At 68.8% G+C, this 23,357-nt stretch carries 23 protein-coding genes and 1 tRNA gene; 15 read left to right on the forward strand and 9 right to left on the reverse strand.

The window, feature by feature from the left end; translation table 11 throughout:
• Window positions 1-79: 79 nt before the first annotated feature.
• Window positions 80-2,692, reverse strand: coding sequence for a putative bifunctional diguanylate cyclase/phosphodiesterase (locus ATK36_RS13460; protein WP_098511674.1), 2,613 nt, complete (start codon window positions 2,690-2,692; stop codon window positions 80-82).
• A 258-nt stretch (window positions 2,693-2,950) separates the two neighbouring features.
• Here ATK36_RS13460 and ATK36_RS13465 point away from each other — a divergent pair, with 258 nt between their 5' ends.
• The 3 genes from ATK36_RS13465 to lon all read left to right on the forward strand — a co-directional run bounded on the left by ATK36_RS13465 (window position 2,951) and on the right by lon (window position 7,552).
• A complete protein-coding gene (locus ATK36_RS13465) occupies window positions 2,951-3,889 on the forward strand; it encodes a GNAT family N-acetyltransferase (RefSeq protein ID WP_098514861.1) in 939 nt (312 codons plus the stop codon).
• A 315-nt stretch (window positions 3,890-4,204) separates the two neighbouring features.
• Window positions 4,205-5,053, forward strand: a complete 849-nt coding sequence (locus ATK36_RS13470) for an SAM-dependent methyltransferase (protein ID WP_098511675.1) — start codon at window positions 4,205-4,207, stop codon at window positions 5,051-5,053.
• A gap of 96 nt (window positions 5,054-5,149) precedes the next feature.
• Window positions 5,150-7,552 (forward strand): endopeptidase La, encoded by a 2,403-nt coding sequence (gene lon, locus ATK36_RS13475; protein WP_098511677.1) that lies wholly within the window; start codon window positions 5,150-5,152, stop codon window positions 7,550-7,552.
• A 42-nt stretch (window positions 7,553-7,594) separates the two neighbouring features.
• Here lon and ATK36_RS13480 read toward each other — a convergent pair whose 3' ends face one another.
• The 3 genes from ATK36_RS13480 to ATK36_RS13490 all read right to left on the reverse strand — a co-directional run bounded on the left by ATK36_RS13480 (window position 7,595) and on the right by ATK36_RS13490 (window position 10,414).
• On the reverse strand, window positions 7,595-8,062 hold the full coding sequence (locus ATK36_RS13480; protein ID WP_245914692.1) for a hypothetical protein: 468 nt from the start codon (window positions 8,060-8,062) through the stop codon (window positions 7,595-7,597).
• A 246-nt stretch (window positions 8,063-8,308) separates the two neighbouring features.
• A complete protein-coding gene (gene rfbA / locus ATK36_RS13485; protein ID WP_098511678.1) occupies window positions 8,309-9,190 on the reverse strand; it encodes a glucose-1-phosphate thymidylyltransferase RfbA in 882 nt (293 codons plus the stop codon).
• Window positions 9,191-9,265: 75 nt separating this feature from the next.
• Window positions 9,266-10,414 carry a sialidase family protein gene (locus ATK36_RS13490; protein ID WP_098511679.1) on the reverse strand — a complete coding sequence of 383 codons (1,149 nt, stop codon included), beginning with the start codon at window positions 10,412-10,414 and terminating at the stop codon, window positions 9,266-9,268.
• 329 nt (window positions 10,415-10,743) lie between these two features.
• On the opposite strand from ATK36_RS13490, the gene ATK36_RS13495 reads away from it, so the two are divergent.
• Window positions 10,744-11,316 (forward strand): hypothetical protein, encoded by a 573-nt coding sequence (locus tag ATK36_RS13495; protein ID WP_098511681.1) that lies wholly within the window; start codon window positions 10,744-10,746, stop codon window positions 11,314-11,316.
• Here the strand turns inward: ATK36_RS13495 and ATK36_RS13500 are convergent.
• Window positions 11,307-11,798: a YajQ family cyclic di-GMP-binding protein gene (locus tag ATK36_RS13500; protein WP_098511682.1), complete on the reverse strand. Its 492-nt coding sequence runs from the start codon at window positions 11,796-11,798 to the stop codon at window positions 11,307-11,309. The two genes, ATK36_RS13495 and ATK36_RS13500, sit on opposite strands and share 10 nt — an antisense overlap.
• Before the next feature lie 127 nt (window positions 11,799-11,925).
• On the opposite strand from ATK36_RS13500, the gene ATK36_RS13505 reads away from it, so the two are divergent.
• The 8 genes from ATK36_RS13505 (at window position 11,926) to ATK36_RS13535 (ending at window position 16,532) form a co-directional block, all read left to right on the forward strand.
• Window positions 11,926-12,007 (forward strand) — tRNA-Tyr (locus ATK36_RS13505).
• A 228-nt stretch (window positions 12,008-12,235) separates the two neighbouring features.
• On the forward strand, window positions 12,236-12,688 hold the full coding sequence (locus ATK36_RS13510) for a hypothetical protein (protein ID WP_141544427.1): 453 nt from the start codon (window positions 12,236-12,238) through the stop codon (window positions 12,686-12,688).
• Entirely contained in the window at window positions 12,688-13,317 is a 630-nt protein-coding gene (locus ATK36_RS13515) for a DUF3558 domain-containing protein (protein WP_098511685.1), read from the forward strand. Before ATK36_RS13510 ends, ATK36_RS13515 begins: the two co-directional genes overlap by 1 nt.
• Complete coding sequence (locus ATK36_RS32215; protein ID WP_170069722.1) at window positions 13,317-14,684, forward strand: hypothetical protein; 1,368 nt, start codon at window positions 13,317-13,319, stop codon at window positions 14,682-14,684. Before ATK36_RS13515 ends, ATK36_RS32215 begins: the two co-directional genes overlap by 1 nt.
• 8 nt (window positions 14,685-14,692) lie before the next feature.
• Complete coding sequence (locus ATK36_RS13525; RefSeq protein WP_170069723.1) at window positions 14,693-15,439, forward strand: ESX secretion-associated protein EspG; 747 nt, start codon at window positions 14,693-14,695, stop codon at window positions 15,437-15,439.
• A 34-nt stretch (window positions 15,440-15,473) separates the two neighbouring features.
• Window positions 15,474-15,680, forward strand: a complete 207-nt coding sequence (locus ATK36_RS33520) for a hypothetical protein (RefSeq protein ID WP_245914694.1) — start codon at window positions 15,474-15,476, stop codon at window positions 15,678-15,680.
• A 54-nt stretch (window positions 15,681-15,734) separates the two neighbouring features.
• Entirely contained in the window at window positions 15,735-15,938 is a 204-nt protein-coding gene (locus tag ATK36_RS33525; RefSeq protein ID WP_245914696.1) for a hypothetical protein, read from the forward strand.
• A 171-nt stretch (window positions 15,939-16,109) separates the two neighbouring features.
• Window positions 16,110-16,532 (forward strand): MerR family DNA-binding protein, encoded by a 423-nt coding sequence (locus tag ATK36_RS13535; RefSeq protein ID WP_211291870.1) that lies wholly within the window; start codon window positions 16,110-16,112, stop codon window positions 16,530-16,532.
• Between the two features lies 1 nt (window position 16,533).
• Here the strand turns inward: ATK36_RS13535 and htpX are convergent, their stop codons facing one another.
• The gene (gene htpX / locus ATK36_RS13540; protein WP_098511689.1) at window positions 16,534-17,382 is read right to left on the reverse strand and encodes a zinc metalloprotease HtpX; all 849 of its coding nucleotides are present in this window, start codon (window positions 17,380-17,382) and stop codon (window positions 16,534-16,536) included.
• 142 nt (window positions 17,383-17,524) lie between these two features.
• Here htpX and ATK36_RS13545 point away from each other — a divergent pair, with 142 nt between their 5' ends.
• The 3 genes from ATK36_RS13545 (at window position 17,525) to ATK36_RS13555 (ending at window position 20,541) form a co-directional block, all read left to right on the forward strand.
• On the forward strand, window positions 17,525-18,493 hold the full coding sequence (locus ATK36_RS13545; protein WP_098511690.1) for a YncE family protein: 969 nt from the start codon (window positions 17,525-17,527) through the stop codon (window positions 18,491-18,493).
• A 39-nt stretch (window positions 18,494-18,532) separates the two neighbouring features.
• Window positions 18,533-19,405 (forward strand): LLM class F420-dependent oxidoreductase, encoded by an 873-nt coding sequence (locus tag ATK36_RS13550; protein WP_098511691.1) that lies wholly within the window; start codon window positions 18,533-18,535, stop codon window positions 19,403-19,405.
• Between the two features lie 122 nt (window positions 19,406-19,527).
• Window positions 19,528-20,541, forward strand: coding sequence for a hypothetical protein (locus ATK36_RS13555; protein ID WP_211291871.1), 1,014 nt, complete (start codon window positions 19,528-19,530; stop codon window positions 20,539-20,541).
• On the opposite strand, the gene ATK36_RS13560 is transcribed toward ATK36_RS13555, so the two are convergent.
• The 3 genes from ATK36_RS13560 to ATK36_RS13570 are packed head-to-tail and all read right to left on the reverse strand — an operon-like array spanning window position 20,471 to window position 23,350.
• Entirely contained in the window at window positions 20,471-20,914 is a 444-nt protein-coding gene (locus tag ATK36_RS13560) for a DUF2784 domain-containing protein (protein ID WP_170069724.1), read from the reverse strand. The genes ATK36_RS13555 and ATK36_RS13560 overlap by 71 nt on opposite strands.
• Window position 20,915: 1 nt before the next feature.
• Window positions 20,916-22,424, reverse strand: coding sequence for a lipopolysaccharide biosynthesis protein (locus ATK36_RS13565; protein WP_245914698.1), 1,509 nt, complete (start codon window positions 22,422-22,424; stop codon window positions 20,916-20,918).
• A complete protein-coding gene (locus ATK36_RS13570) occupies window positions 22,421-23,350 on the reverse strand; it encodes a glycosyltransferase family 2 protein (RefSeq protein ID WP_170069725.1) in 930 nt (309 codons plus the stop codon). The genes ATK36_RS13565 and ATK36_RS13570 overlap by 4 nt, the downstream gene beginning before the upstream one ends.
• Between the last annotated feature and the right edge of the window lie 7 nt (window positions 23,351-23,357).

Raw genomic sequence — 23,357 nt, forward strand, 5'->3', positions numbered from 1 at the left:
TTGCCTCTCGCGAGGACTTGGAAAGGTTAGCAAGGGGCTTCACCCGTCGGTGCAGCCGGGGTCGGCTAAGCACGAAACCTCAGGTCAGCAGGGTCAGCACGGTTTCGGAGTGCCGTCCCGGCGAGCGGGCCGTGCGGGCTTGCAGCCAGGCTTCGAGGCGGTCCTCCGGCAGCGGCCGCGAGATCAGGTAGCCCTGTGCGACGTCACAGCCCATCGCTTCCAGCTGGTCGCGGGCGACGTCTTCTTCGACGCCTTCGGCGACCACGGTCAGGCCGAGCGAGTGGCCGAGCTCGACGATCGACCGGACCACCGCGAGGTCGCCGAGGTCGGTGCCCATGCCGAGGACGAAGCTCTTGTCGATCTTCACCTGGTCCACCGGCAGCTGGCGCAGGTAGGCCAGGGACGAGTAGCCGGTGCCGAAGTCGTCCACGGCCAGTTCGATGCCCAGCGAATGCAGCTCGCGCAGGATCGGCAGGGCCTTCTGCGGGTCGGACATCACACCGGATTCGGTCAGTTCGAAGGTGAGCAGTTCCGGGGGTACGCCGAAGCGGGCCAGTTCGCGTTCCACCTTCGCCGGGAAGTCCTCGTCGGCGAGATTGCGCACGGACAGGTTGACCGCGGCGGAGATGCGCAGGCCTTCGTCCAGCCATTTGCGCACCCGCTTGAGCGATTCCTCCAGCACGAACGAGGTCAGCACGCCGATCAGGCCGGCCGCCTCGATCGCGGGTACGAACTCGTCCGGGCCGAGCCTGCCGAACTCGGGGTGCACCCAGCGCACCAGCGCCTCCACCCCGGCCACCTGCCGGTTCGGCAGGGTGATCTTGGGCTGGTAGTGCACCGAGACGTGCCCGTCTTCGAGGGACTGCCGGAACTGGGTGACCATCTGGAACCGGCGGAGGAAGATCTGTCCCATGCTCGGCACGTAGCCGCGGACTTCTTCGCCGCCGCGGGTGGCGCGCACCGCCACGTCGGCCCGCTGCAGCATGCCGTCCACGTCCACCTCGCCCGCGTCGTTCGCGGAGCCGGCGTAGCCGATCATCGCGTTCGCCTCGACGGAGAGCCGGTCCACCGGGTACGGCTCGGACAGCTCCACCCGCAGCCGTTCGGCGACCTGGTGTGCTTCCTCGGTCGTGCTGCTCACCAGCAGCGCGGCGAACGAGGCGCCTTCGAGCCGGGCGAGCGGTACGTCCGGGCCGAGTGCGTCGCGGATGCGGCGGCCGGCGGCGATCACCATCCGGTCCGCCCAGGAGTAGCCGAGGGCGTCGCTGACCGTGGAGAACACGTCGAGGTCGATGCGCAGCACGACGACCTCGGCGGAGTCCCGCAACGGGTCCCTGGCCAGCTGCTGGAAGCCCGGCCGGTTCAGGTGGCCGGTGAGCGGGTCGTGGTAGGCGTCGTGCCGGAGGGTGGCCAGCAGCCGCCGGTTGTCCAGCGACGTCGCGAGGTGGCTGGCCATCGTGCCGAGCAGCTGCACGTCGTACTTGCCGAACCCGCGCCAGCGTGAGAGCCGGTCGTGTGCCTCGGCGATCCCCAGCAGCTGGTTCGCGCTGCGCAACGGGACCACGAGCGCTTCCTGCGCACCACGGGCGAGCAGCGAAGCACGGACGTCCGGGTTCGCCTCGGTGATGCGGAAGTGCCGGACGTGCGCGCCGGGCAGGCGCAGCAGCGGATCGTCGGAATTCGGGTCGGGCTGCGGCAGCTCGTCGCCCGCGACGACCACGCGCATCGGGTCGTCGGCCTCCAGCCGCAGCCGCAGCACTACCCGGCCGGCCGCGAGCTGATCCTTGATCCGCTCCGCGATCGTGGCCCATTCCCGCACGTCAACGCCTCCGACGAGGTCTTCGCCCCGGGTCGCCGGGCGGGCCGCGGCCTGCTGCCCGGACCGCGCGACCATCAGGCTCACGTCCGAGAGCGCCTCCATGTCGCGCTGCTCGCGCAGCAGATCGGAATAGGCCCAGTACAGCGCGGTCAGCCCGAGGAACACGGCCAGCACCAGCGGCCAGGCCTGCGGGGTGTTCGAGATGACGAGGTAGCCGGACAGGCCGACCGAGGCGTTCACGAAGCCGACGACGAGGATGCGGCCGGTCAGCCGGATCGCGGTGCTGACCCGCATCCGGCGGCGCAGCACGCGGACCGCGGCCAGCGCGAGCAGCGTGCTGATCAGCGGCGCGGTGAGCGTGCCGGCCAGCGCGGCGACCCAGGGGATCCCGGTCGCGCCCATCGCGTGCGCGACCAGCCCGGCCACCGCGAACGCCCCGGTGATCTCGAGCAGGAACGCGCCCGCGTTGTAAAGCACCCGGCCGGCCACCTTGCGGGCCAGCAGGGTGCCGATCCCGGCGACCAGGTGCGCGGCGAGCACGACCTCGAACGGCGCCACGAAGAAACCGATTACCAACGGTATTTCGGTGAACGAGATGGTCCACGAGATCCCGCTGCGCACGTCTACGTTGATGCCGAGCTGCTCGGCGAGCAGGAAGGCCAGCGCGAGCACCGGGCCGATCCACCACAGGTTGCCCGAACCGTGGAAGGGTAGCCAGGTCCCGACCGCGAACGCGGCGAGCACGCCCAGGGTCAGTACCACGAAGGTATAGCGGCGGAACCGGCTCTCGTCGGTGCGGGGCTCGGCGGGCGCGATGCCCTCCTTGCTCTTCGCTCCGGGTGCGGCACCGGGGTGGGCGTTGCGGTCCGGCATCCGACCTTCCTTCCCGGCAGCCCGGTCGCGCTCGGCAGTGCTCGTCAGTGACGTCAGGTGTGGACGAGAGCCGCACCTTACCCCGTAGGGCGTACCTGCGTCCCTTTCGAGACAGTAGGAGATCACCCCACGGTTAACAATGGGCGTCCGCTGCTGACCTGCAGGGACCAAGGAGTGAAATTGCCCGTTCGGGCTGATCTGCCGAGGTGGGGTGTGTTCCGGGGTCCGGACGGCGCGGGCGCGGATCACAATGAGGGTATGCACAACGACGTGACAGCCACCGGCCATGCCGCGCGCATCGCCACGGTGGACGCACTGCTGCCCGCGCCACTCCCGTTCCGCGTGCACGGCGACGACACCCTGCTCACCGCCGAGGCCGGCGAAACCACCGCGGCCGGCCTGGCCACCTGCACCGAGGTGGGGCCGGACAGTCCGCAGTCGATCTGGCGGGCTCGCGTCGAGCACCGGCTCGAAGTGCAGCTCGCCGGGCCGGATCCGGCGGCCGGACTGGACGCCTTGCTCACCCGATGGGATGAACACCTGCACTCCCTCGCCCAGGTGGGGGATGCCGAGTGCGCGGCCGTGCTCTCGCGGCCGAGCCGGGACACCGCGGGCACCACCGAACTGCTGCGGCACGGCTTCGCCCCGGTCGGCGTGATCGCGGTCCGCCCGGCCGCGCGGATGGCCGCGCCCGGCCCGGCCACCACCCCCGGCGTCTGCATCCGGCACGCCACCCCGGACGACCTCGGCACCGCGATGCGCCTGATGCTGGAGCTGCAGCGCTACGACGCGCAGTTCGGCAAGGTCACCGTGCGCCCGGGGATCGAGGAGCTGCTGGAGAAGGAGCTGCTGCGGCAGCTCGAACGTCCCGAGCCGCAGTTGTGGATCGCCGAGCTCTACGGCCGGCCGCTCGGCATGGTGCTGCTGCAGATGCCGGACGAAACGGGCTGGATCGGCCACCGGGTGGCGGCTTCCCGGATCGGGTACCTGTCCTCGCTCGCGGTGTCCGAGGCGGCGCGGTCCGCCGGGGTCGGCTCGGCGCTGGCCGCGCACGCGCACCAGGTCTTCGACGAGGCGGGCGCGGACGTCGTGCTGCTGCACACCGCGGTGGCCAACCCGCGATCCACGCCATTCTGGTACGCGCAGGGTTACCGGCCACTGTGGACCGGCTGGCAACGGCGACCGGCGGCGCGCTGAAATATCAGGGAAGTATCAGGTCTGTGAAGGGGCCCTTCACGGACTCTGAGTCCGTGAAGGGCCCCTTCACAGACTTCGGGACAGGTCCGGCGCACAGCGCGAGGTGGTCGCGAGTCTCGAACACCTCCGCTTCGCCTGCTGCCGGGCGTGATCGACGACGATGGCAGGCGCCGTCGATGATGACGCGGCAGCCGCGGCTCACTCTGCTGATCACGGGTCCTCGACCGACTTTGCCGAGACCCTGGACTCAGCGTCCCGTGAAGGACCCCTTCACGGCCTTGGCGCTAATCTTGGGCCCGGACGAGGGGAGTCTCGATGACCGAGCAGCCGGATTCCGCACCGCGCGCACCCGAAGGCGTCGACACCGAGAAGCCGTCCGCGGCCAGGGTGTACGACTGGTTCCTCGGCGGAAAGCAGAACTGGGCCGTGGACCGTGAGTTCGGCAAGAAGCTGGAACAGCAGTGGCCGCTCGTGCGCCCCGGCTCGAAGCAGAACCGCGAGTTCATGAATCGCGTCGTGCGGGCCGCGCTGGACGCCGGTATCCGGCAGTTCATCGATCTCGGCTCCGGCGTGCCCACCGCGGGCAACGTGCACGAGGTGATCGACGCCGAGCTGGACGAGGACGACACCGCGACCGTGGTCTACGTCGATTACGAGCCGGTGGCCGTGGCGCACGCGACGCTGATCCTGGAGGACGAGGCGGCCACCGACTGGGCCGGCATCGTGCAGGCCGACGTGCGCGACGCCCGTGCGGTGCTGCGTGATCCGCGTACCCGCGAGCTGATCGACTTCGACCGGCCGGTCTGCCTGATGATGATGGCGGTGCTGCACTTCTTCGGCCCGGAGGACCACGTCGACGAGGTCGTCGCGAACTATCGCGCCGCGCTCGCGCCGGGCAGCTGGCTGGCCATCTCCCAGATGACCGAGGGCGACGGCAGCGGGCCCGCGCTGGAGGGGCTGCGCTGGTTCGTCGAGCAGTACCGCAAGACGAGCAACCCGGTGTGGCTGCGCGACCGCGCGGAGATCGAGCCGTTCTTCGGCGGCTGGCCGCTGCTCGAACCCGGGATCCAGCACTTGCCGCACTGGCGCCCGGAACGGCAGCTGAACACGATCGAGGCGGAGGCCACCCCGTTCGCCTGGTGCGGGGTCGCGCGCAAGCCGTGACGCGGAGCCTGATCGCTGCCAGCGAACACTCCCCGGGAAACAAACCCACCCTTCGGAGAGTTGAGCAAGACAGACTCAACTATCCGAGGAGTGCACATGTCCGACACCCGCCTCCTGCCCGTGCTCCCGCTCGATGACGACGTCGTGCTGCCGGGCATGGTGGTCCCGCTCGACCTCACCGACACCGAGACCCGGGCCGCAGTGGAGTCCGCGCAGGCCCGCACCCCCGCCCCGGCGTCCTTCCCCGGTATCCGTTCCGGTGCGGCGGGCAAGGCCGAGGTCCTGATCGTGCCGCGGATCGACGGCGAGTACGCCGAGTTCGGCACGGTCGCCACCGTCGAACGCGTCGGCCGGATTCCCGGTGGCAACGCCGCGGTGCTGCTGCGCGGCACCAGCCGGGCGGCCGTCGGCCGGATCGCGGACGGCCCCGGCGCCGCGCGCTGGGTGCACGCCGGCGAAGTCACCGAGACCACCGACGAGCGGTCCGCGCAGCTGGCCACCGAGTACAAGAGCGTGGTCATCTCGCTGCTGCAGCAACGCGGCGGCTGGCAGATGATCGACGCGGTCCAGCAGCTGGAAGAGCCGTCCGCGGTGGCCGACTTGTCCGGCAACGCGCCGTACCTCAAGACAGCACAGAAGCTGACCCTGCTGACCACGCTCGACGTGAGCGCCCGGCTGGAGAAGGCCCTCGAATGGAGCCGGGCGTACCTGGCCGAACTGGAGGTCACCGACACCATCCGCAAGGACGTGCAGGAGGGCATGGACAAGCAGCAGAAGGAATTCCTGTTGCGCCGCCAGCTCGAAGCGATCCGCAAGGAACTGGGCGAACTCGACGGCACCGGCGAGGACGACGACTATCGCGCCCGGGTCGAGGCCGCCGAGCTGCCCGAGCCGGTCAAAAAGGCCGCGCTGGCCGAGGTCGACAAGCTGGAGCGCACCTCCGAGCAGTCGCCCGAGGGCGGCTGGATCCGGACCTGGCTGGACACGGTGCTGGAGCTGCCGTGGAATGAACGGACCGAGGACGTCTACGACCTCGCCGCCGCGCGGGCCGTGCTCGACGCGGATCACGCGGGACTCGACGACGTCAAGGAACGCATCATCGAGTACTTGGCCGTGCGCAAGCGTCGCGCGGAGTCCGGGCTCGGCCCGGTCGGCGGACGGCGTTCCGGCGCGGTGCTGGCGCTCGCGGGTCCGCCCGGGGTCGGCAAGACCTCGCTCGGCGAATCCGTGGCGAAGGCGATGGGCCGGAAGTTCGTCCGCGTCGCATTGGGCGGTATCCGGGACGAGGCGGAGATCCGTGGACACCGGCGCACGTACGTCGGCGCGTTGCCCGGCCGGATCGTGCGCGCGATCAAGGAAGCCGGCTCGATGAACCCGGTCGTGCTGCTGGACGAGATCGACAAGGTCGGCGCCGACTACCGCGGCGACCCGACGGCGGCGTTGCTGGAGGTGCTGGACCCGGAGCAGAACCACACGTTCCGCGACCACTACCTCGAAGTGGAGCTGGATCTGTCCGACGTGGTGTTCCTGGCCACCGCCAACGCGCTGGAAACCATCCCCGGCCCGCTGCTGGACCGGATGGAGCTGGTGACCCTCGACGGGTACACCGAGCACGAGAAGGTCACCATCGCGAGGGACCACCTGCTGCCACGGGAGCTGACACGCGCCGGGCTCGCACCGGGCGACGTGACGCTCACCGACGAGGCATTCAGCCGGATCGCCGCCGAGTACACCCGTGAGGCGGGTGTGCGCGACACGAACCGCACGATCGCGAAGGTGCTGCGCAAGATCGCCACGAAGGTCGCGCTGGACGAGCTGTCCCTGCCGGTCACGCTGACCGCGGCGGACCTGGAAACCCACCTCGGCCGTCCGCGGCACGTGCCGGAGTCCTCCCTGCCCACGGCCACCCAGCGCACGTCGATCCCAGGCGTGGCAACAGGTTTGGCGGTGACCGGGGCCGGCGGTGACGTGCTCTACATCGAGGCTTCGCTCGCCGATCCGGAAAGCGGTTCGACCGGCCTGCAGCTCACCGGACAGCTCGGCGAGGTGATGAAGGAGTCGGTGCAGATCGCGTTGTCCTACCTGCGTTCGCACGGCGCGGAGCTGGAGCTGCCGGTGCGTGACCTGAAGGAACGCGGCATCCACGTCCACGTCCCGGCAGGCGCGGTCCCGAAGGACGGCCCGTCCGCCGGGATCACGATGACCACCGCGCTGGCCTCCCTGCTGTCGGGCCGAGTGGTGCGCGCCGACGTGGCGATGACCGGTGAGGTCTCGCTGACCGGCCGGGTGCTGCCGATCGGCGGGGTCAAGCAGAAGCTGCTGGCCGCGCACCGGGCGGGGATGAAGACCGTGATCATCCCGCAGCGCAACGAACCGGATCTGGACGACGTGCCCGAGGAAGTGCTGTCGCAGCTCGACGTCCACCCGGTGGCCAACGTCCGGGAAGTGCTGGAGCTGGCGCTGACCCCGGCCGCGGCCCCGCTGCCCCAGGCAGCCTGACCACGAGGTGGCCCTGTTCTCCGGGACGGGGCCACGCTCCGGTCAGATCCGCGCCCTGGCGGGGACTTCTCTGGCGAGCAGCAAAGCGACACCGCCGAGCAGGGTGCCCGTGATCCGCCGCTGCCAGACCGCGAAGGACGGCCGGCGGGCGATCAGCCCGGCAACGGACCTGGCGGCGAGCACGATCAGTGCGTTGACCAGAAGACTGACGACGATCTGCACCCCGCCGAGCGCGAACCCCTGCGCGGTGGGGTTCGCGCTCGCGCCGGATCGATGAACTGCGGAATCAGGGCCAGGTACAGGATCGCGGCCTTGGGAGTGAGCAGATTCGTCAGCAGACCCACCGGAACAGCTGCCTGCCGGGTCACGTTCGAGCCGCTGCGGTTCGAACAGCCCGCGGCCACCGGGTTTCAGGACCTGCCAGGCGAGGTAGCCGGCGCCGACAGCCTTGAACCCGATATACAGCCACGGCACCGCGACGAAGACCACGGCCAGCCCGAGGTTGGCCATCGCCAGGCAGGCGAGGAAACCGGCGCCGGTCCCGGCGAGCGAGATCCACCCGGCCCTGGCTGATACTGCGCGACACCAGATACCTCAGGTTCGGCCCGGGCGTGCGGACCATACCCAGCGCGGTCACCGCCGTCCCGGCCGCAGCAGCCGTCGAAATCACCATGCTTGAGGATGCTGCGGCCCGGCGACCGGGTGTTCGAGAGCCGATCGGGAGACGCCGACCTGCGTCCTTTTCGGACAGTCGGGTCAGCCGGTGGCGCCCGCCACCCGGGCGACGTTCATCACGTACTCGCCGTAGCCGGACTTCGCCAGCTTCGTGCCGAGCACGTAGCACTCGTCGGCGCTGATGAAGCCCATCTTCAGCGCGACCTCTTCGAGGCAGGCGATCCGCACCCCGGTGCGGTGTTCCAGCACCTGCACGAACTGGCCGGCTTCGAGCATCGAATCGTGCGTGCCGGTGTCGAGCCAGGCGAAACCGCGGCTCAGCTCGATCAGCTGCGCCCGGTCGCGGCGCAGGTAGGCCAGATTCACGTCGGTGATCTCCAGCTCGCCGCGGGCGGAGGGCTTCAGGTTGCGGGAGATGTCGACCACTTCGTTGTCGTAGAAGTACAGCCCGGTGATCGCGTTGTTCGACCGCGGGTGGGCCGGCTTCTCCTCGATGGAGACCAGCTTGCCGTGCTCGTCGACCTCGCCGACGCCGTAGCGTTGCGGGTCCTTGACCTGGTAGCCGAAGAGCACACAGCCCTCCAGGTCGTGCGCCGCGGTGCGCAGCGTGGTGGAGAAGCCCTGGCCGTAGAAGATGTTGTCGCCGAGGATCAGCGCCACCGGATCGTCGCCGACGAAGTCCGCGCCGATCACGAACGCCTCGGCCAGCCCGTTCGGGCTCGGCTGCTCGGCGAAGGAGAAGGAGAGCCCGTACTGGCTGCCGTCACCGAGCAGCCTGCGGAAGTTCGGCAGGTCGGACGGGGTCGAGATGATCAGGATCTCCCGGATCCCGGCCAGCATCAGCACCGAGATCGGGTAGTAGATCATCGGCTTGTCATACACCGGCAGCAGCTGCTTCGACACGGCTTGGGTGATCGGGTGCAGCCGGGTACCACTACCTCCCGCGAGCACGATGCCCTTCACTTACCGCTCCCTCGTTTCCGCCTACGGACGCTTCACTCACCGTACCGACTGCCCGGCGAGGGACGCCCGGAAATTTCAGAAGAGCGGCCCTTTGCCGTAGTAGGCCTTGCAGCCGAGGTTGTACTCGGTGGCGATCTCCAGCACGTTCTTCCCGTCGTCCACCGGCAGCAGCGTGGACGAGTAATTGGGGCAGAAGTTGTTGTATATCCCGGTGATCAGGATCGGACCGGGCATCGGATACCAGGTGCCTTCGCCGAGGTCGTCGTTGACCAGCAGGGTCTGCCCGTTGCCCGGTTGCGGCTTGCCGAACGCGTTGGTGTAAATCTGCCCGACCATCACCAGCCGCACCCCGTTCGGGCCGCCGGGGAACAGCGTGAGGGTCTGCGCGTGCTGGAAGTAGTTGCCGTTCGCGGTGACCACGCGGGTGCCCGGATCGGCCGGATCGCCCCAGTTCGCGCCGTCGGCGGAGATCTTGTAGTAGGGATCGCAGTAGCGGTCGCCGTAGTTGCAGATCTCGTAGCCGAACCAGTACCGCCCGTCGGGCAGCCGACGGATGATCGGCATGCCCGGGCGCACACGGTCCGGTGGGATGGCCATGGTCAGCTGCTTGGTGCCCCAGTGCACGCCGTCGGTGGAGGCGACCCGGTTGAGCACCTGCGCGTACTGCGGGGCCTGGGTCTCGTCCGCGTAGTGCAGCCAGAGCGTGCCGCCCGCGTCGACGACGAACTCCGGCTCCCAGATGCCGTCGTGGTTGTGCGAGCGAGCGGCCTCGGCGAGGAAGCTCCACCGGTGCCCGCCGTCACGGCTGGCCCACACCTTGATCCCGATGCGCCGCTGGGGACCCGCGTCCTGGCGGTAGCTGGCCGCCCAGAGCAGGGTGCCCGCCTTCAGGGCGCCGACACGCTGGGGCAGTTCGTAGAGCGTGCCGCAGCACTGGCCGGACCTGGCGTCCGGATCGCGGACCTCGCCGATCTTGTGGAAGCTCGCGCCCTCGTCCGTGCTCTCCAGGATCGGGGTGAACTTCCCGCTGTCGTCCTCGCTGGTCAGCGCCGCGATAATGTTCCCGCGGCCGAATGCCGAGTGTTCGAGCCGGATCAGCCGCGGGTAGGACCCGTACCCGGGCACCAGCTGCTGTTTGTCGACCACCGCACTCGCCGGCGTGAGCCCGGTCGCGAGGGCCACCAGCGAGGTGAGGAAGGCGATCACGGGAGTCCAGCGGCGCATGTAGAACCCTCTCTGGCGATAAGTCGCGCGATTACATCACGCAGCCGGTCGCCAGCCGCGCGACTTCCGCAGGTCAGGGCAGGGATCCACCCGTTCGTGGGGTTTCCCGCCCGGCGGCGCGTAACGACCTGGGGCGGGGTGGCGACGAACCTCCAGAAAGCCCCGCCGGGGCGTCTGCAGGGGAAATCGGAATGGCCACGCGGGCATGCGTGCCGCGGCCGTCTGCGCTGCCGTCCTGATCACCAGTTCTTACGCCGTGTCGGGAACCGGCGTCGGCGCGATCGTGCCGGAAGTGCCGGTCGCGGTCGCCCCTCCCCCGCGTCCGACCGATGGCGAAAACCGAGACACACCAAGGCAAAGGCAACCGCGCAGTCACGCTGGACTGGCCCTGCGAAGTCCCCGGCCACCTGACCTTCGACTGCCCGAAGTGCAGTTCAAACGTCATCGTCAACTCCGACGGCCACGACTTCGGCCTGATCAACGCGATCGGCAGCTGCCACGGCACGGTGTGGTGCAACGTCGACCGGGACGGCGAACCCACGCGAACCCTGCACATCTCCGCGAACGACGCGCGGACCGCGACCGTCGCCGACCACCGCAGCCTGCCGGCCGTCGAAGCCGGCAAACCCCATTCCGGCCACGGAGACGCGATACTGGCCATTCCCGCGGGCGTGACCAAGGAGTCGGATGGCCATGAGGCGGTCTTGGTCCAGGCGTACGGGACTCGCGAACTGGCGGTGAACCAGATCGCGAGTACGAGGGCACGTTCGCGGTGCCCGGGCCGGCGTTCGTGGCGATGGAGGCTTACGAAGCGGACTGGGCCTTTACGGCTTCATGAGCTTCGTCCCGCCGGCCCGAGTCCCGCGGATACCCGCAGGCCGGAACCCGTGCGTCAGCGGTAATTCGTGAACTGCAGCGCGATCTCGAAGTCCTTGCCCTTCAGCAAGGCGATAACCTCCTGCAGCTGGTCCTTCTTCTTGCCCGACACCCGCAGCTGGTCGCCCTGGATCTGGGCCTGCACGCCCTTCGGGCCTTCGTCGCGGATGAACTTGGCGATCTGCTTGGCCTTGTCCGAGGCGATGCCCTGCAGGATCTTGCCGCCGATCTTGTAGATCTTCCCGGAGATCGCCGGCTCGCCCGCCTCGAAAGCCTTCAGCGAGATGTTCCGCTTGATCAGCTTCTCCTTGAAGACCTCCACCGCGGCCAGCGCCCGCTCCTCGGTCTCCGACTCGATCGCGATGGCCTCCTCGCCTGCCCAGGTGATCCCGGTCCCGGTCCCGCGGAAGTCGAACCGCGTGCCCAGCTCCTTGGCCGCCTGGTTCAGCGCGTTGTCCACCTCCTGGCGGTCGACCTTGCTCACCACGTCGAAAGAGGGATCCGCCACGTGTCCTCACACCTCGTACTCGCTCGTCAGGGGCCACCAGCCTAGCCCCTGACCACCCCGGGGCATCCCGGTTGACCCCCGCAGCCGGACGTTGGGTATTCTTCTCCCCGGCCGGTCGCCCGGCCTTGGCAGGTTACCCAAGCGGCCAAAGGGATCTGACTGTAAATCAGACGGCTCAGCCTTCGGGGGTTCGAATCCCTCACCTGCCACACCAGCCAGAAGGCCCCGTGACCTCATCGTATGATGAGTGCGGGGCCTTTGCGTTGTCCTGCCGCCTTTTCGGAACTACTGCCGCGCGAAGAAGCTCGACCCGGGTGACGACTGTCTCTTTCCGTGAACTGGCCAACCCAGCGTGACCGTTCTGCTACGTTGCCTGTGGGTAATTGACTACACGTGGACAACGGTCCACAGAGTGGGCGTCATCCGAGGGGGATGGAGTGTCTCAACCTGCACAACAACCAGGCTGGCTCGACGGGCTGAACTTCAGTGTCGGGGATGTCTTCGGCTCGGGGGAAGCAGCCGGTGCGGCGACGAGCGGTGGGCAGGGGTTCGCCCTCAGCCACGACGACGCCATGAGCATGCTCAACTTGGCCAAGAGTGTCCGCGAAGATTTCCGGGACATGCGGCCCGACGCGGAGCAACTGACTCGGCTCACCTCCCCGGCGGACGAGCCGGGCAGCAATGGCTACAACACACTCCTGGTCAACCGCGGACAGCCGCCGGGCGCATTCGTCGCGGGTGAGACTCAGGTGAACCAGCTGTATGCCTACGCCGACGAGCTGGTCAAACGCTTGGAGAAGGCTTTGGGGATCACCCGGTCCTCCGATGAGCAAGCCGGAGCCGACGTCAAGAACGCGGCCTCCAGCGGGCAGGGCGGGGGATTCGCGTGATGACGCGCCGAACTCTCACAACGCTACTCTGCGCAACTGCGGCCGTATCGGTGATCGCTGGATGCTCCGGCGGATCGGCCGCCGCGCCGGCGAGCACCACACCGGCATCGTCATCCGCCGCTGCAGCGCTGCCCCACAGCGGTGCCCCAAAGGTCGAGCACCTGCTGCCCGCGTCAGTGCTTTCCGGGCAGCCCTGCCAGGAAGCACTGACCTCCGACCAACTCAAGCAGATCCTCGGTATGACGCCTGCGGGCAAGCCGGACAGCGTTCCAGGAATCGGACCCAACTGCAAATGGGGCAACCGTGATACGGGCGCCGGAGTGGCGATCGGGTACGACGTTGAGACGCATGGCGGACTGAGCATCATCTACCAGAACACGAAGCCGCGAGCTCAGGTATGGCGAGCCTTGCCGCCTGTCCAGGGGTTTCCCGCTGTCGCGCATCTCGCGATCGGCGCCGAAATCAAAGATCAGTTTTGCCAGGTGAGTGTCGGCATCACAGACGAGCTGTCGTTTGATGCATCACTCACCATCAGCGATGCCAAAAGGGGCAAAGCCGATCCCTGTGAGTTGACAGCTCGGGTGGCGGACATGGTGGTCACGAATCTGCGGCAGAAAGCGGGTTCGTGATGGGGTTCTTCGACTTGGTCGGCGATGGTGCGAAGTGGCTCAACGAGCGATTCAACGACGTGGAGCAGTGGGTCGAGGACGTGTGGCACGGGAACCTCGGTGATCAGGCGGTTCCGGCGCCGGAGCTGGTGCAGAAGGTGCTGGCCGGTCAAGGTGCGCAGAGCTGGTATCAAGGCGCGGAGCAGGCCGGGAAGCTGGCCGGTCAGCAGGACGAGGCCGGGTCTCGGGTGCAGCGGCTGAGTGCGGGGCTGGAGTCGGCGTGGACCGGGGGTGGGGCGGATTCCGCGCAGGCGCGGATCAAACAGTTCTCCGAGGCGGCCACGGCGACTGCGCAGACCTACACCGGCAACGGGCAGAATCTCACCGATCTCGCGCATGGGTTCGAGGTGATGAAAAAGGCACTGCAGCCGATGCCGGATACGCCGCCGCACAAGAACTTCTGGGACGAGGCGACGTGGTGGGACACCGACACCGAGGACCAGATCAACCGGTACAACAAGCTGGCGCAGGAAAATCTTGCTCGCTACCAAGGTTATGCGCAGCAAGCGCAGACCAGTGGACAGGGGCTAAAGGGTGACTATGGGCAGCTGACGGGATTTGACGGCGATATCTCTCTCACGCCGCGTGATTCTGCTGTGTCGCATTCTTCGCATGCGTTGTCCGGGGGAATCAATGGGCATTCGGTGCCACGGCCGGAGGTCGGGGGCAGTTCGTACGTCGCTGCACCGGCAGCCAATTCTGCCGGGGTGACGCAGGGAAATCACTACGTCTCTCCGGGGCAGGATGGGAATGGGACGCAGGCGGCGGGGTATGTTCCGCCGTCGTTGTCCGGTTCCCGGCCGGGGGCGCTCCCGGTTTCGTCGATGCCGGGCTTGTCCGTGGGGACCGGCGGTGGTTCGGCATGGGCTCCCGAGTCGGCTGGCGGGGTTGCCACCGGAGGGTTCGGACCCGGTGGCTCGTCTGGGGTGGGACAACGGTCGGGCGGCCGCGGGCTGAGGGGCGGCTTGAACGGAGGAGCGGGCACCGGCAGTGGCGCAGGCCGCGGAGCCGGAGCAGGCCTCGGTAGCGGCGCGGGCCGAGGCGCGGGCAGTGGAGCAGGTGCCGGCGGCGGCGCGGGGAGTGGAGCGGGAGCGGAAGGCGCCCTGCGAGGTTCAGCCGGGCGGGGGACGGCCGGGGCCCGTGGCGCGTCGGGCATGGGCGGGATGGGGGTGGGCGGGGGCAAGGGCAAGGGCGAAGAAGACGCCGAGCACCAGCGCAAGTACGGCGTGGAAGACGATTCCGCGTTCAGCCTGACCGACAACGACGGCGAAAGGCTGCTGGACCCGCGGACAGGGCTGCCGCCCACACCCCCGACCATCGGGGGCTGAACGAGTCCGTGCACATCATCGACAAGCCGGTGCGAGTGCCCCGGCCAGTGTTTCTCGCGTCCTGGGGGCTGGCGGGGCTCGCGGAACCGCCCGTCGTCGTGGGACCGGATCAGACCTACCGGACGGACGACGCCGTCATGGCACTGCGGCGAAGCACCATCGACGCCCTGACCCGGCTCGGTCTGGCCGGGGCGGGCGGGGCGCTCAGTCCGCAGTATCGGGCCACGCTCACGGTTCTCGCCACGGCGCAGCGAGAGTTGTACACATGGAGCAACTTCCGGCGAGCAGGCGACGACGGCGCGATCCAGGTCGCCGCGTCGGGCCGTGACGCGATTCGGCTGATCACGGACCACCGGATGATCCAGCTCGACCCGATTCTGCCGCGAGACTTGACGGTGAGCCTGGTCGACGCGTTGCCGGACTACGCACCGGCTCGGATCTCCCTGCTGCGGGTGCCCACGGCTTACCTTGACGGCACCAACACAGACCCGCTGTCGGAGTTGTCCGGGCAAGCAGACGAGATGCGGCACCTGATGCGCGCCGAGCGTGCTGCTGTGCACAAGGTTTACGCGGCGGTCCGGAACAACGGCAATCGGCGACGCAGTGTCCCGCTGACGGTGTACGACCTCACCCGGTCCGGGCGGGTCCTGGCGACTTACGGCGAGCAGGACGCGACCATGGGCAGGGGTGGCCGCACCGAACTGGTCGGCGCACTCGACCGCATCCTCGACGGGATCAAAGAAAACTCCGCTTGACCCCGACCCCGCAGGAGGCCTGACGCTCGGCGGCGTGGACGAATACCGAAGCCCCGTGCCGATGCCCGCGTTCGATTCGGTTTCACCGGGCAACTACAAAGGCATCTACCGAATGCCGATGTATCTGACACCCGCCAACGATCTCGCTGCTTCCAAGGACTTCTGGTTGCGCGGGCTCGGCTTCAGCGATCTGTTCACCATCCCGGGACAGGTGGTCCACTTGCGCCGCTGGGCGTTTTAGGACGTGCTGCTCAAGCCGGGCGAGCCCGTCTCCGCGAGTGTCAGTTTCCCCTCCGTGCTCGGCGAACTGGACGAGATCCGCAAGCGGTGCGAAGAACTGCGGCCGGGCTGTACGGAGGGGCCGTGGAACTCGATCGAGCTGGTCGTGCGGATGCCGGAGAACACCGAGGTGATCCTCACCGCCGCGCAGCCGCTCGATCCGGACGGGCCGGTCGCGGACCGCCTGCGGGCGGTGGGATTCGACATTCCACAGCCGTGAGCGAAACTGGCGGAGTGACCGGTCAGGACGGCCCCGCTGTCGGCCGGGCGGCGGCCCTCGCCGGGGTGAGTGTGAAGACGCTGCACCACTGGTACGCCATCAGCCTGGGTCCGCTCCAGCGCACGGACGCCGGCCGGGTATCGGGTGTACCCGGCCGACGACGTGGCCCGCATGCACCGCGTGCTCGTCTACCGTGAGCTGGGCTTTCCGTTGGCGGAGATCGGCCGCATTCTCGACGACCCGGGCACTGACGAGCGCGCCCACCTTCGACGACAGCGCGGCGAGCCGACCGGCCGCATCGCCCGGCTGCAGCACATGGTCTCCGCGGTGGACCGGATGCTGGACGCGATCTTCGCGAACGCCGACGCACACGGGGTCGACCCCAGGGTTCCGGCAAAGTTGGCCGGGGACCCGGCAGCGGGCGATGCGGAGGTGTGTGCGCTCACCTCGTGGCGTGCGCCGGACCGGTTTCGGGTCTGTGAAGGGGTCCTTCACAGACCTCCACTGACCTCCACACCGATTTTGCTGACACCCCTGGGTCGACCCGGAGACGGCCACCGGGGAGTGACTCGGCGAAGTGACTCGGCGGAGTGACTCAGCGCCCCCGGGCCATCTCCTCCAGCCGCCGGATGCGGTCCTCGATCGGCGGGTGCGTGGAGAACAGCTTGCTCAGCCCGGCGCCGGGCCGGAACGGGTTCGCGATCATCAGGTGCGACTGCGACACCACGGCCGGCTCCGGGGCGAGTGGCGCGGCACGGGTGCCGTACTCCAGCTTGCGCAGCGCTGCGGCCAGGGCGAGCGGGTCGCCGGTCAGCGCGGCCCCGGAGGCATCTGCCTGGTACTCCCGCGAACGGCTGACCGCCATTTTGACCACCCCGGCCGCGACCGGGCCGACCAGCACCAGCAGCAGCGACATGAAGGGGTTGCCCTCGCGGTCGTTGCCGCCGAAGAAGAACGCGATGTTCGCCAGCACGCTGACCACGCTGGCCAGCGCCCCGGCAACGCACGAGATCAGGATGTCGCGGTTGTACACGTGGGACAGCTCGTGCCCGAGCACCGCGCGCAGCTCCCGCTCGTCGAGCAGCTCCAGGATGCCGGTGGTGCAGCACACCGCCGCGTGCTGCGGGTTGCGGCCGGTGGCGAACGCGTTGGGCGCGGCGGTCGGGCTGACGTACAGCGCGGGCATCGGCTGCCGCGCCGAGGTGGCCAGCTCACGCACGATCCGGTACATCGCGGGCTGCTCGACCTCGGAAACCGGACGCGCGTGCATCGCACGCAGCGCCATCTTCTCCGAGTTGAAGTAGGCGAACGCGTTCATGCCCAGGGCCAGCACCAGGCCGATGATCAGCGCGCCGCGGCCGAACAGCCCGCTGATCGCGATGATGATCGCGGACAGCAGGCCGAGCAGCAATGCCGTCTTCAGCCCGTTCTGGTGCCGGTGCACGTGACTCGCCTCCGTCCCTCCTGACAGTGATTACTCAACGGAAACAACGCGATCGGGGGATCCGAAGTTCCTTCCCGTGATCCTTCCCCGGGTTAGGGTCGGCGAGCAACCGAACCGACCGGCCACCGGGCAGGGGGATGCGATGCGGGATCCGCGGTTCCCGAGGCGAAGCCTGTTCGCGCTGGTCACAGTGGGTGCCGCGGGGTTGCTCGCGACGCCGGCCAGGGCCACCGGGCAGGTCAGCCTGGTGCAGGTCGGCGGCTCGCCGTCCGCCTTGGCGGTGAATCCGGTCACCGGTCTGGTGTACGCCGCGGATCCGGTGTCCGGTTCGGTCACCGTACTCGATCCGGACGCCGGGCAAGTAGTGGACGTGCTGGTCACCGGCGGTGCGCCGAGCGATCTGGCGGTGGACGCGAAGGCCAACCGGATCTACATCGCCAACCCGCCCGCGGGCACGGTGCTGGCGTTCGACGGGGTGACGCACCGTGCACTGAGCGTGATCGGGGCCGGTGCCGGGGCTTCGTCGGTTGCGGTGGACGTGAACGCCCAGGCGGTGTACGCGGTGAGCGACAGTACCGGCGGCTTCGCGGTTCTCGACACCGTCAGCCTGACCCAGGCTGCCCTCCTGCCCGCCCCGAAACCCGCGCTGGCCGGGATCGCGGTCGATCCGGGCAGGCGCCGGGCCTATTGCACCAGCCCCGGCACGGACTCGGTGGAGATCTGCGACCTGGACGCCGGGAAGTTCACCGGCAGTGTCCCGGTCGGCGCCTCCCCCACCGGAATCGCCGTGCACGAGCGCACCGGCCGGGTATTCGTCGCGAATTCCGCGATCCATCACCTGTCCATCGTCGACGGGGCGACCCGCACTCAGACGAAGAAGGTGCTGCTGCGCAGCGAAGCCTCCGCGGTGACCGTGCACCAGGACTCCGGCACCGTGTACACCAATGGCGGACAGAATGGACTGTCGCGAGTGGACGGGCAGAACGAGGTGCTCAACGGCGAGCTGAGCCTCGGCGTGAATCCCGGCGACGTGGCCGTCGACCAGCGCAGCCGCACGGTGTACGTGACCGATCCGCTGCACGGAACGGTGACCGTCGTACGTGGTTTCTGACCGGGCGGCTGGGTTTACTCCAGGTATACCGTCGAGTACATGAAACTTGGACTGCAGATCCCCGATTTCACCTGGAGCGGCGGGGCGGCCAGTCTCGGCACGGATCTCGCGGCGGTCGCGCGGACCGCCGACGAGGCCGGGTTCGAGTACCTGGCCGTAATGGACCATTTCTTCCAGATCGGCGGCGTCGGCCCGGCCGACAACGACATGCTCGAGGCGTACACGACGCTCGGCTACCTCGCCGCGCACACCGAACGCGCCAAGCTGCTCACCGTGATCACCGGCGTGCTCTACCGGCATCCCGGCCTGCTCGCCAAGGCCATCACCACACTCGACGTGCTTTCCGGCGGGCGCGCGATCCTCGGCATCGGCGCGGGCTGGAACGAGCAGGAGTGCCGCGGCCTGGGCTTCCCGTTCCCGCCCATGAAGGAGCGGTTCGAGCTGCTGGAGGAGAACCTCCAGTACGTGCTGCAGATGTGGGGCGCGGGCGATGGGCCGTTCACCAGCAAGCACTTCGAGGCGGAGCGGCTGCTGAACGTGCCGCAGGCCCTGCAGCGCCCGCGCCCGCCGATCATGGTCGGCGGTGGCGGGGAGACCAAGACGCTGCGCTTCGTCGCGAAATACGGCGACGCCTGCAACATCTTCAACACCCCCGAACTCGAACACAAGCTGAACGTGCTCAAGCAGCATTGCGCGAACGAGGGCCGCGACTACAACGAGATCACCAAGACCGCCTACCACCGGCTGGACATCGGCGCGTCCGGGGAAAAGACCGCCGAACTGTGCCGGGAACTCGAACGCCTGCACGGCCTCGGCGTGGACGCCGCGATCGGCTCGATTCCCGGAGTACCGGACCTGCGCCTGATCGAGAAGTTCGGCACGGACGTCATCCCGGCCGCCGCGCAGTTGTGATCAGCCGCGCCGGGTGGTGGCTTTCCACCATCCGGCGCATTCCGGTGGCCGCTCACGGTAACAAAACCCGGCGGTGGCAACGACATCCTGGAAGACCGCTCGGCCCATCCAGGGAGAAACGCATGTCTGCCACCGGCTCGTCGGCCCCGTCCCGCCCCATTCTGCGCACCGGCGAACGCGTCCGCGTGCGTACTGCCGAGGAGATTCTCGCGACACTGGACGAAAACGGCACCCTCGACGGGCTTCCGCTGATGCCGGAAACGCTGGCCTTCGCCGGCCGGGAACTACCGGTACACCTGAGTGCGCACAAAACCTGCGACACCATCAACCACCGCGGCACCACCCGCCGGATGGACCGCGCGGTACACCTGACCGGAGCACGCTGCGACGGGAGCGCGCACGGCGGCTGCCAGGCCGGGTGCCAGCTGTTCTTCAAGGAGGAATGGCTGGAACGCCTCGACGGTACGCCGATCCGCGACGGTGCCCCGGCGACCGGCACGATCCCGTTGCCGCTCACCGTGATCGAGTCCGGCACGACCGCCGCACCGGAACCGGACGACAAGCCGGACGCCGAGCCGCGGTACCGCTGCCAGGCGACCGAGCTTGTCCGCGCCACGTCCTATCTGCCGGTACAGGACTGGCGACAATACGTGGACGACGTGCGCACCGGGAACGTTTCGTTCGCGGCCACCGTGCGGAGCCTGTTCCTCTCGGTGTTCAACAACTATCAGAAACTTTCCCGCAAGCTGCCCGCCCGGCTGCGCATCCGGGAGGGCGCGTTCTACCCGTTCTACCGGGGCACCGGTGCGGCCAAGCAGCCGCCCGCCGGGCTGGATCTGCAACCGGGTGAACTGGTCGAGGTCCGGGACAAGGCCGAGATCATGGCCGCGCTGGGGCCGAACAACCGCAACCGCGGCCTGTGGTTCGACGCGGAGATGCTGCCCTACGCCGGGCGGCGCGGCCGGGTGCTCGGGAAGGTCGAGAAGATCGTCGACGAGTCCAGCGGCCGGATGCTGAAGCTGCGCGACTGCGTGGTGGTCGACCAGATCACCTGCGCCGGGCAGTTCAACCGTTATTGCCCGCGCTCGGATTACATCTACTGGCGGGAAGCGTGGCTGCGCCGGGTGCAGGGCTGAGGCTCAGGCCGAGACGGCTGCGGCGGCGGGCGCACCAGGCGGCGCCCGCCCACCCGGTCAGCACGAGCAGGGCCATCACCGCGCGGAACCGGTTGACGTGGTGCGGGTCGTAGAGCACGCCTTCCAGGTAGGTCTCGACGAACCCGCGGTCGTAGGGAATCAGCCCACCGGCCTCCCGGGCCCAGTTCTCCGCGGTGGTGACCGGGCAGGCCAGCGGCCAGACCGAGCTGGCCACGCCCCACAGGACGAGCGGAATGTGCGCGTATAACGCGCGGGGCCATCTCCACGCGACGAAACCCCCGAAGAAGAGAAATCCGAGAATCGCGAAGTGGAGCACCAGCAACGTCCAGGCGAGCAACTGGGCGAAGAGCAACTTATTCCCCCGATCCGGGCTGCGGAGCGGGCCGCAGGAGCTTGCCAGTGGTGAGCAGCCGCGCAGCGGCCAGCCCTTCGCGGAAGAGGTCCGGGAAGAACATTCGCAGGAAGATCAGGTACCCGGCGAGCACGACGCCCATGCCGGCGATCAGCGTGACGATCGCGGGCACCTCGTGCTGGTGCAGCACGATGTGCACCACCCAGGCGGCGGCCACGGCGGGCATCGTCGAGATGAACGCGGGCAGCACCGCGTGCACCCAGGACCCCAGCCGGAAACCGGCGACCCGGCCGATCGCGCGGACCAGGAACGGCGTCAGCAGGACGGTCGCGATCGTGTAGGCCGTCGCGACGCCGGTGACCCCCCACGGCAGCCCGAGGAAGAACGCCGGGACCACGAACGTCAGCGGCACCCACGCCCAGCGGAACGACACGTCGGCCCGGCCTAGCCCCATGAACACCGAACCACCCGGGGTGGTCAGCGACTGCAGGATCCCGGTGACCGCGAGCGCCTGCACCACCGGCGCGGACGGCAGCCATTGCGCTCCGAACACCGTCTCCACGAAGTCGTCGGCCAGCACCGCGATGCCCGCCATCGAGGGAAGCACCACGAGCCCGATCACCCGGGTGATCCGCAGGAACACCGAACGCACCCGGTCCGGGTCGTCCTGCACCCTGGCGAACACCGGGAACGCGACGCGGTTGGCCACGTTGCCCAGCAGGCTCACCGGGATCAGCATGATCCGGTACGGCACGGTGTAGTACGACAGGGCGGTCTGCCCGAGGAACCGGCTCACCACGACGTTGTCGATGTTGCGCGTGCTGTATCCGATCAGCTGCGCGCCCACCAGCGGCAGGCCGAAGGTCCGCAGATGCCGCAGCGCCTCCCGATCGACCACGATCCGCGGCAGGCCGGCCGCGGCGAACCAGAGCACCAGCACGATCAGGTCGGTGCCCACCTGCTGCACGACCAGCGCCCAGTACCGCATCCCGAGTTCGGCCGCGACCAGCCCGAGCACCCCGCCGGCCAGCGTGCCGCCGATCTCGGTGATCGCCATCGCCCGGAATCTCAGGCCGCGCTGCAGTTTCGCGGCGGCCACATTGGACACTCCCTTGAGGACCGGGCTGGCGGCCAGCGCGATCAGCACCGGGCCGAGGTCGGGCACCTCCAGGAAGGCGGCGATCTGATCGGAGAACAGCACGGTCACGCCGGCCATCGCGAGGCCGATCGCGGCGAGCGTCCAGAACGTGACGCCCTCGTCCTGCGGCCGCAGGTCCGGTTTCTGCACGATGCTCGAGGACAGCCCGGCTTCGAGCAGGACCGCGGTCAGCGAGATGTAGACCGTGGCCGCGGCAGCGACACCGAAATCGGTGGGGCCGAGCAACCGGGCCAGCACCACGGCGAAACCCAGCCGGCCGAACTGCCGCACGATCATCGCCGCGACGGTCCACCGGGTGCCGTTCGCCGCGGCCGAGGCCGTCGAGCGGGGCGGAGCTGCGTCCGTCGTCACCGAGTACCTCGCACCGCGAGCTTCGCGTACTCGTATGCGCCTCGGGCCAGCGTCCGCAGGATCCGCGCCCAATTGGTCCGCAGCCAGCCGCGCAGCTGCAGCAGGCAGCGCACCTTGTCCTTAGTGGACAGTGGCGCACGCAGCACCGCGAGCGCGTACTGCTTGCCGATGTTGAGCACCGGGAACGGGATCCGGCCGCGCCACGCCGGATCCAGGATCAGGTACCGCGAGCGCGCGGTGGGCGCCTGCCGCATGATCCGGCCCGGGTGTTCGCGATGCAGGAACAGCTCCTCGTCGATCAGCCGGATGGGGCCGCGCAGCGCCAGCTCCACGATCTCCAGCCGGTCCGCCGAGTCGAACGACGCGTGCAGCGAGGTCTGCGCGAGCAGATCGCGGTTCACCACGCCGAACCAGGCGAAGCACATGTGGTCCTGCTCGGTCAGATCACGGAAGCGCAGGGCGACGTCATCGTGGGAGGCACGCAGCTGCTCGTCCCACCGGTGCGTGCGAGCGCCGTCGACGTCGATGTCCACCGCGACGGTGTGCGCGCAGGATGCCTCCGGATGCGCACGCAGCTCCGCCAGGCAGCGGCTGAAGTAGGTGGGCAGGTACACGTTGTCCCCGTGCACCCACGCGAAGTAGTCGCCGTCGGTGTGGTGGAAGCCGTAGTTGTGGTTGCGCGCGGCGCCGAGGTTGTGCTCGTGACGCACGTAGGAGATACGCTCGTCCAGCGCGCAATACTCCTTCGCGATCACCTCCGTCCGGTCGGTGGAGGCGTTGTCGCAGATCAGCAACCGCCAATCGGGGAAGTCTTGCGCGCGGATGCTGTCCAGCGCCTCCGCGAGGAAACGGTCGCCGTTGTAGATCGGCATCGCCAGCGACAGCGTTGGCCGCGATCTGCCCGGCTCGTCCGTTCCATTGCTCATCCCCACG

The sequence above is a fragment of the Amycolatopsis sulphurea genome, assembly GCF_002564045.1.
Classification (GTDB): Bacteria; Actinomycetota; Actinomycetes; order Mycobacteriales; family Pseudonocardiaceae; genus Amycolatopsis; species Amycolatopsis sulphurea.

Bases quoted from the DNA above. Each gene is read 5' to 3' on its own strand.
- ATK36_RS13550 (WP_098511691.1), top strand. From the start codon at position 18,533: ATGAAACTTGGACTGCAGATCCCCGATTTCACCTGGAGCGGCGGGGCG.
- ATK36_RS13460 (WP_098511674.1), bottom strand. From the start codon at position 2,692: ATGCCGGACCGCAACGCCCACCCCGGTGCCGCACCCGGAGCGAAGAGC.
- ATK36_RS13490 (WP_098511679.1), bottom strand. From the start codon at position 10,414: ATGCGCCGCTGGACTCCCGTGATCGCCTTCCTCACCTCGCTGGTGGCC.
- ATK36_RS13555 (WP_211291871.1), top strand. From the start codon at position 19,528: ATGTCTGCCACCGGCTCGTCGGCCCCGTCCCGCCCCATTCTGCGCACC.
- ATK36_RS13535 (WP_211291870.1), top strand. From the start codon at position 16,110: ATGCACCGCGTGCTCGTCTACCGTGAGCTGGGCTTTCCGTTGGCGGAG.
- lon (WP_098511677.1), top strand. From the start codon at position 5,150: ATGTCCGACACCCGCCTCCTGCCCGTGCTCCCGCTCGATGACGACGTC.
- ATK36_RS13495 (WP_098511681.1), top strand. From the start codon at position 10,744: ATGGCGAAAACCGAGACACACCAAGGCAAAGGCAACCGCGCAGTCACG.
- ATK36_RS32215 (WP_170069722.1), top strand. From the start codon at position 13,317: ATGGGGTTCTTCGACTTGGTCGGCGATGGTGCGAAGTGGCTCAACGAG.
- ATK36_RS13545 (WP_098511690.1), top strand. From the start codon at position 17,525: ATGCGGGATCCGCGGTTCCCGAGGCGAAGCCTGTTCGCGCTGGTCACA.
- ATK36_RS13480 (WP_245914692.1), bottom strand. From the start codon at position 8,062: ATGGCCAACCTCGGGCTGGCCGTGGTCTTCGTCGCGGTGCCGTGGCTG.
- ATK36_RS13570 (WP_170069725.1), bottom strand. From the start codon at position 23,350: ATGAGCAATGGAACGGACGAGCCGGGCAGATCGCGGCCAACGCTGTCG.
- ATK36_RS13515 (WP_098511685.1), top strand. From the start codon at position 12,688: ATGACGCGCCGAACTCTCACAACGCTACTCTGCGCAACTGCGGCCGTA.
- ATK36_RS13470 (WP_098511675.1), top strand. From the start codon at position 4,205: ATGACCGAGCAGCCGGATTCCGCACCGCGCGCACCCGAAGGCGTCGAC.
- ATK36_RS13465 (WP_098514861.1), top strand. From the start codon at position 2,951: ATGCACAACGACGTGACAGCCACCGGCCATGCCGCGCGCATCGCCACG.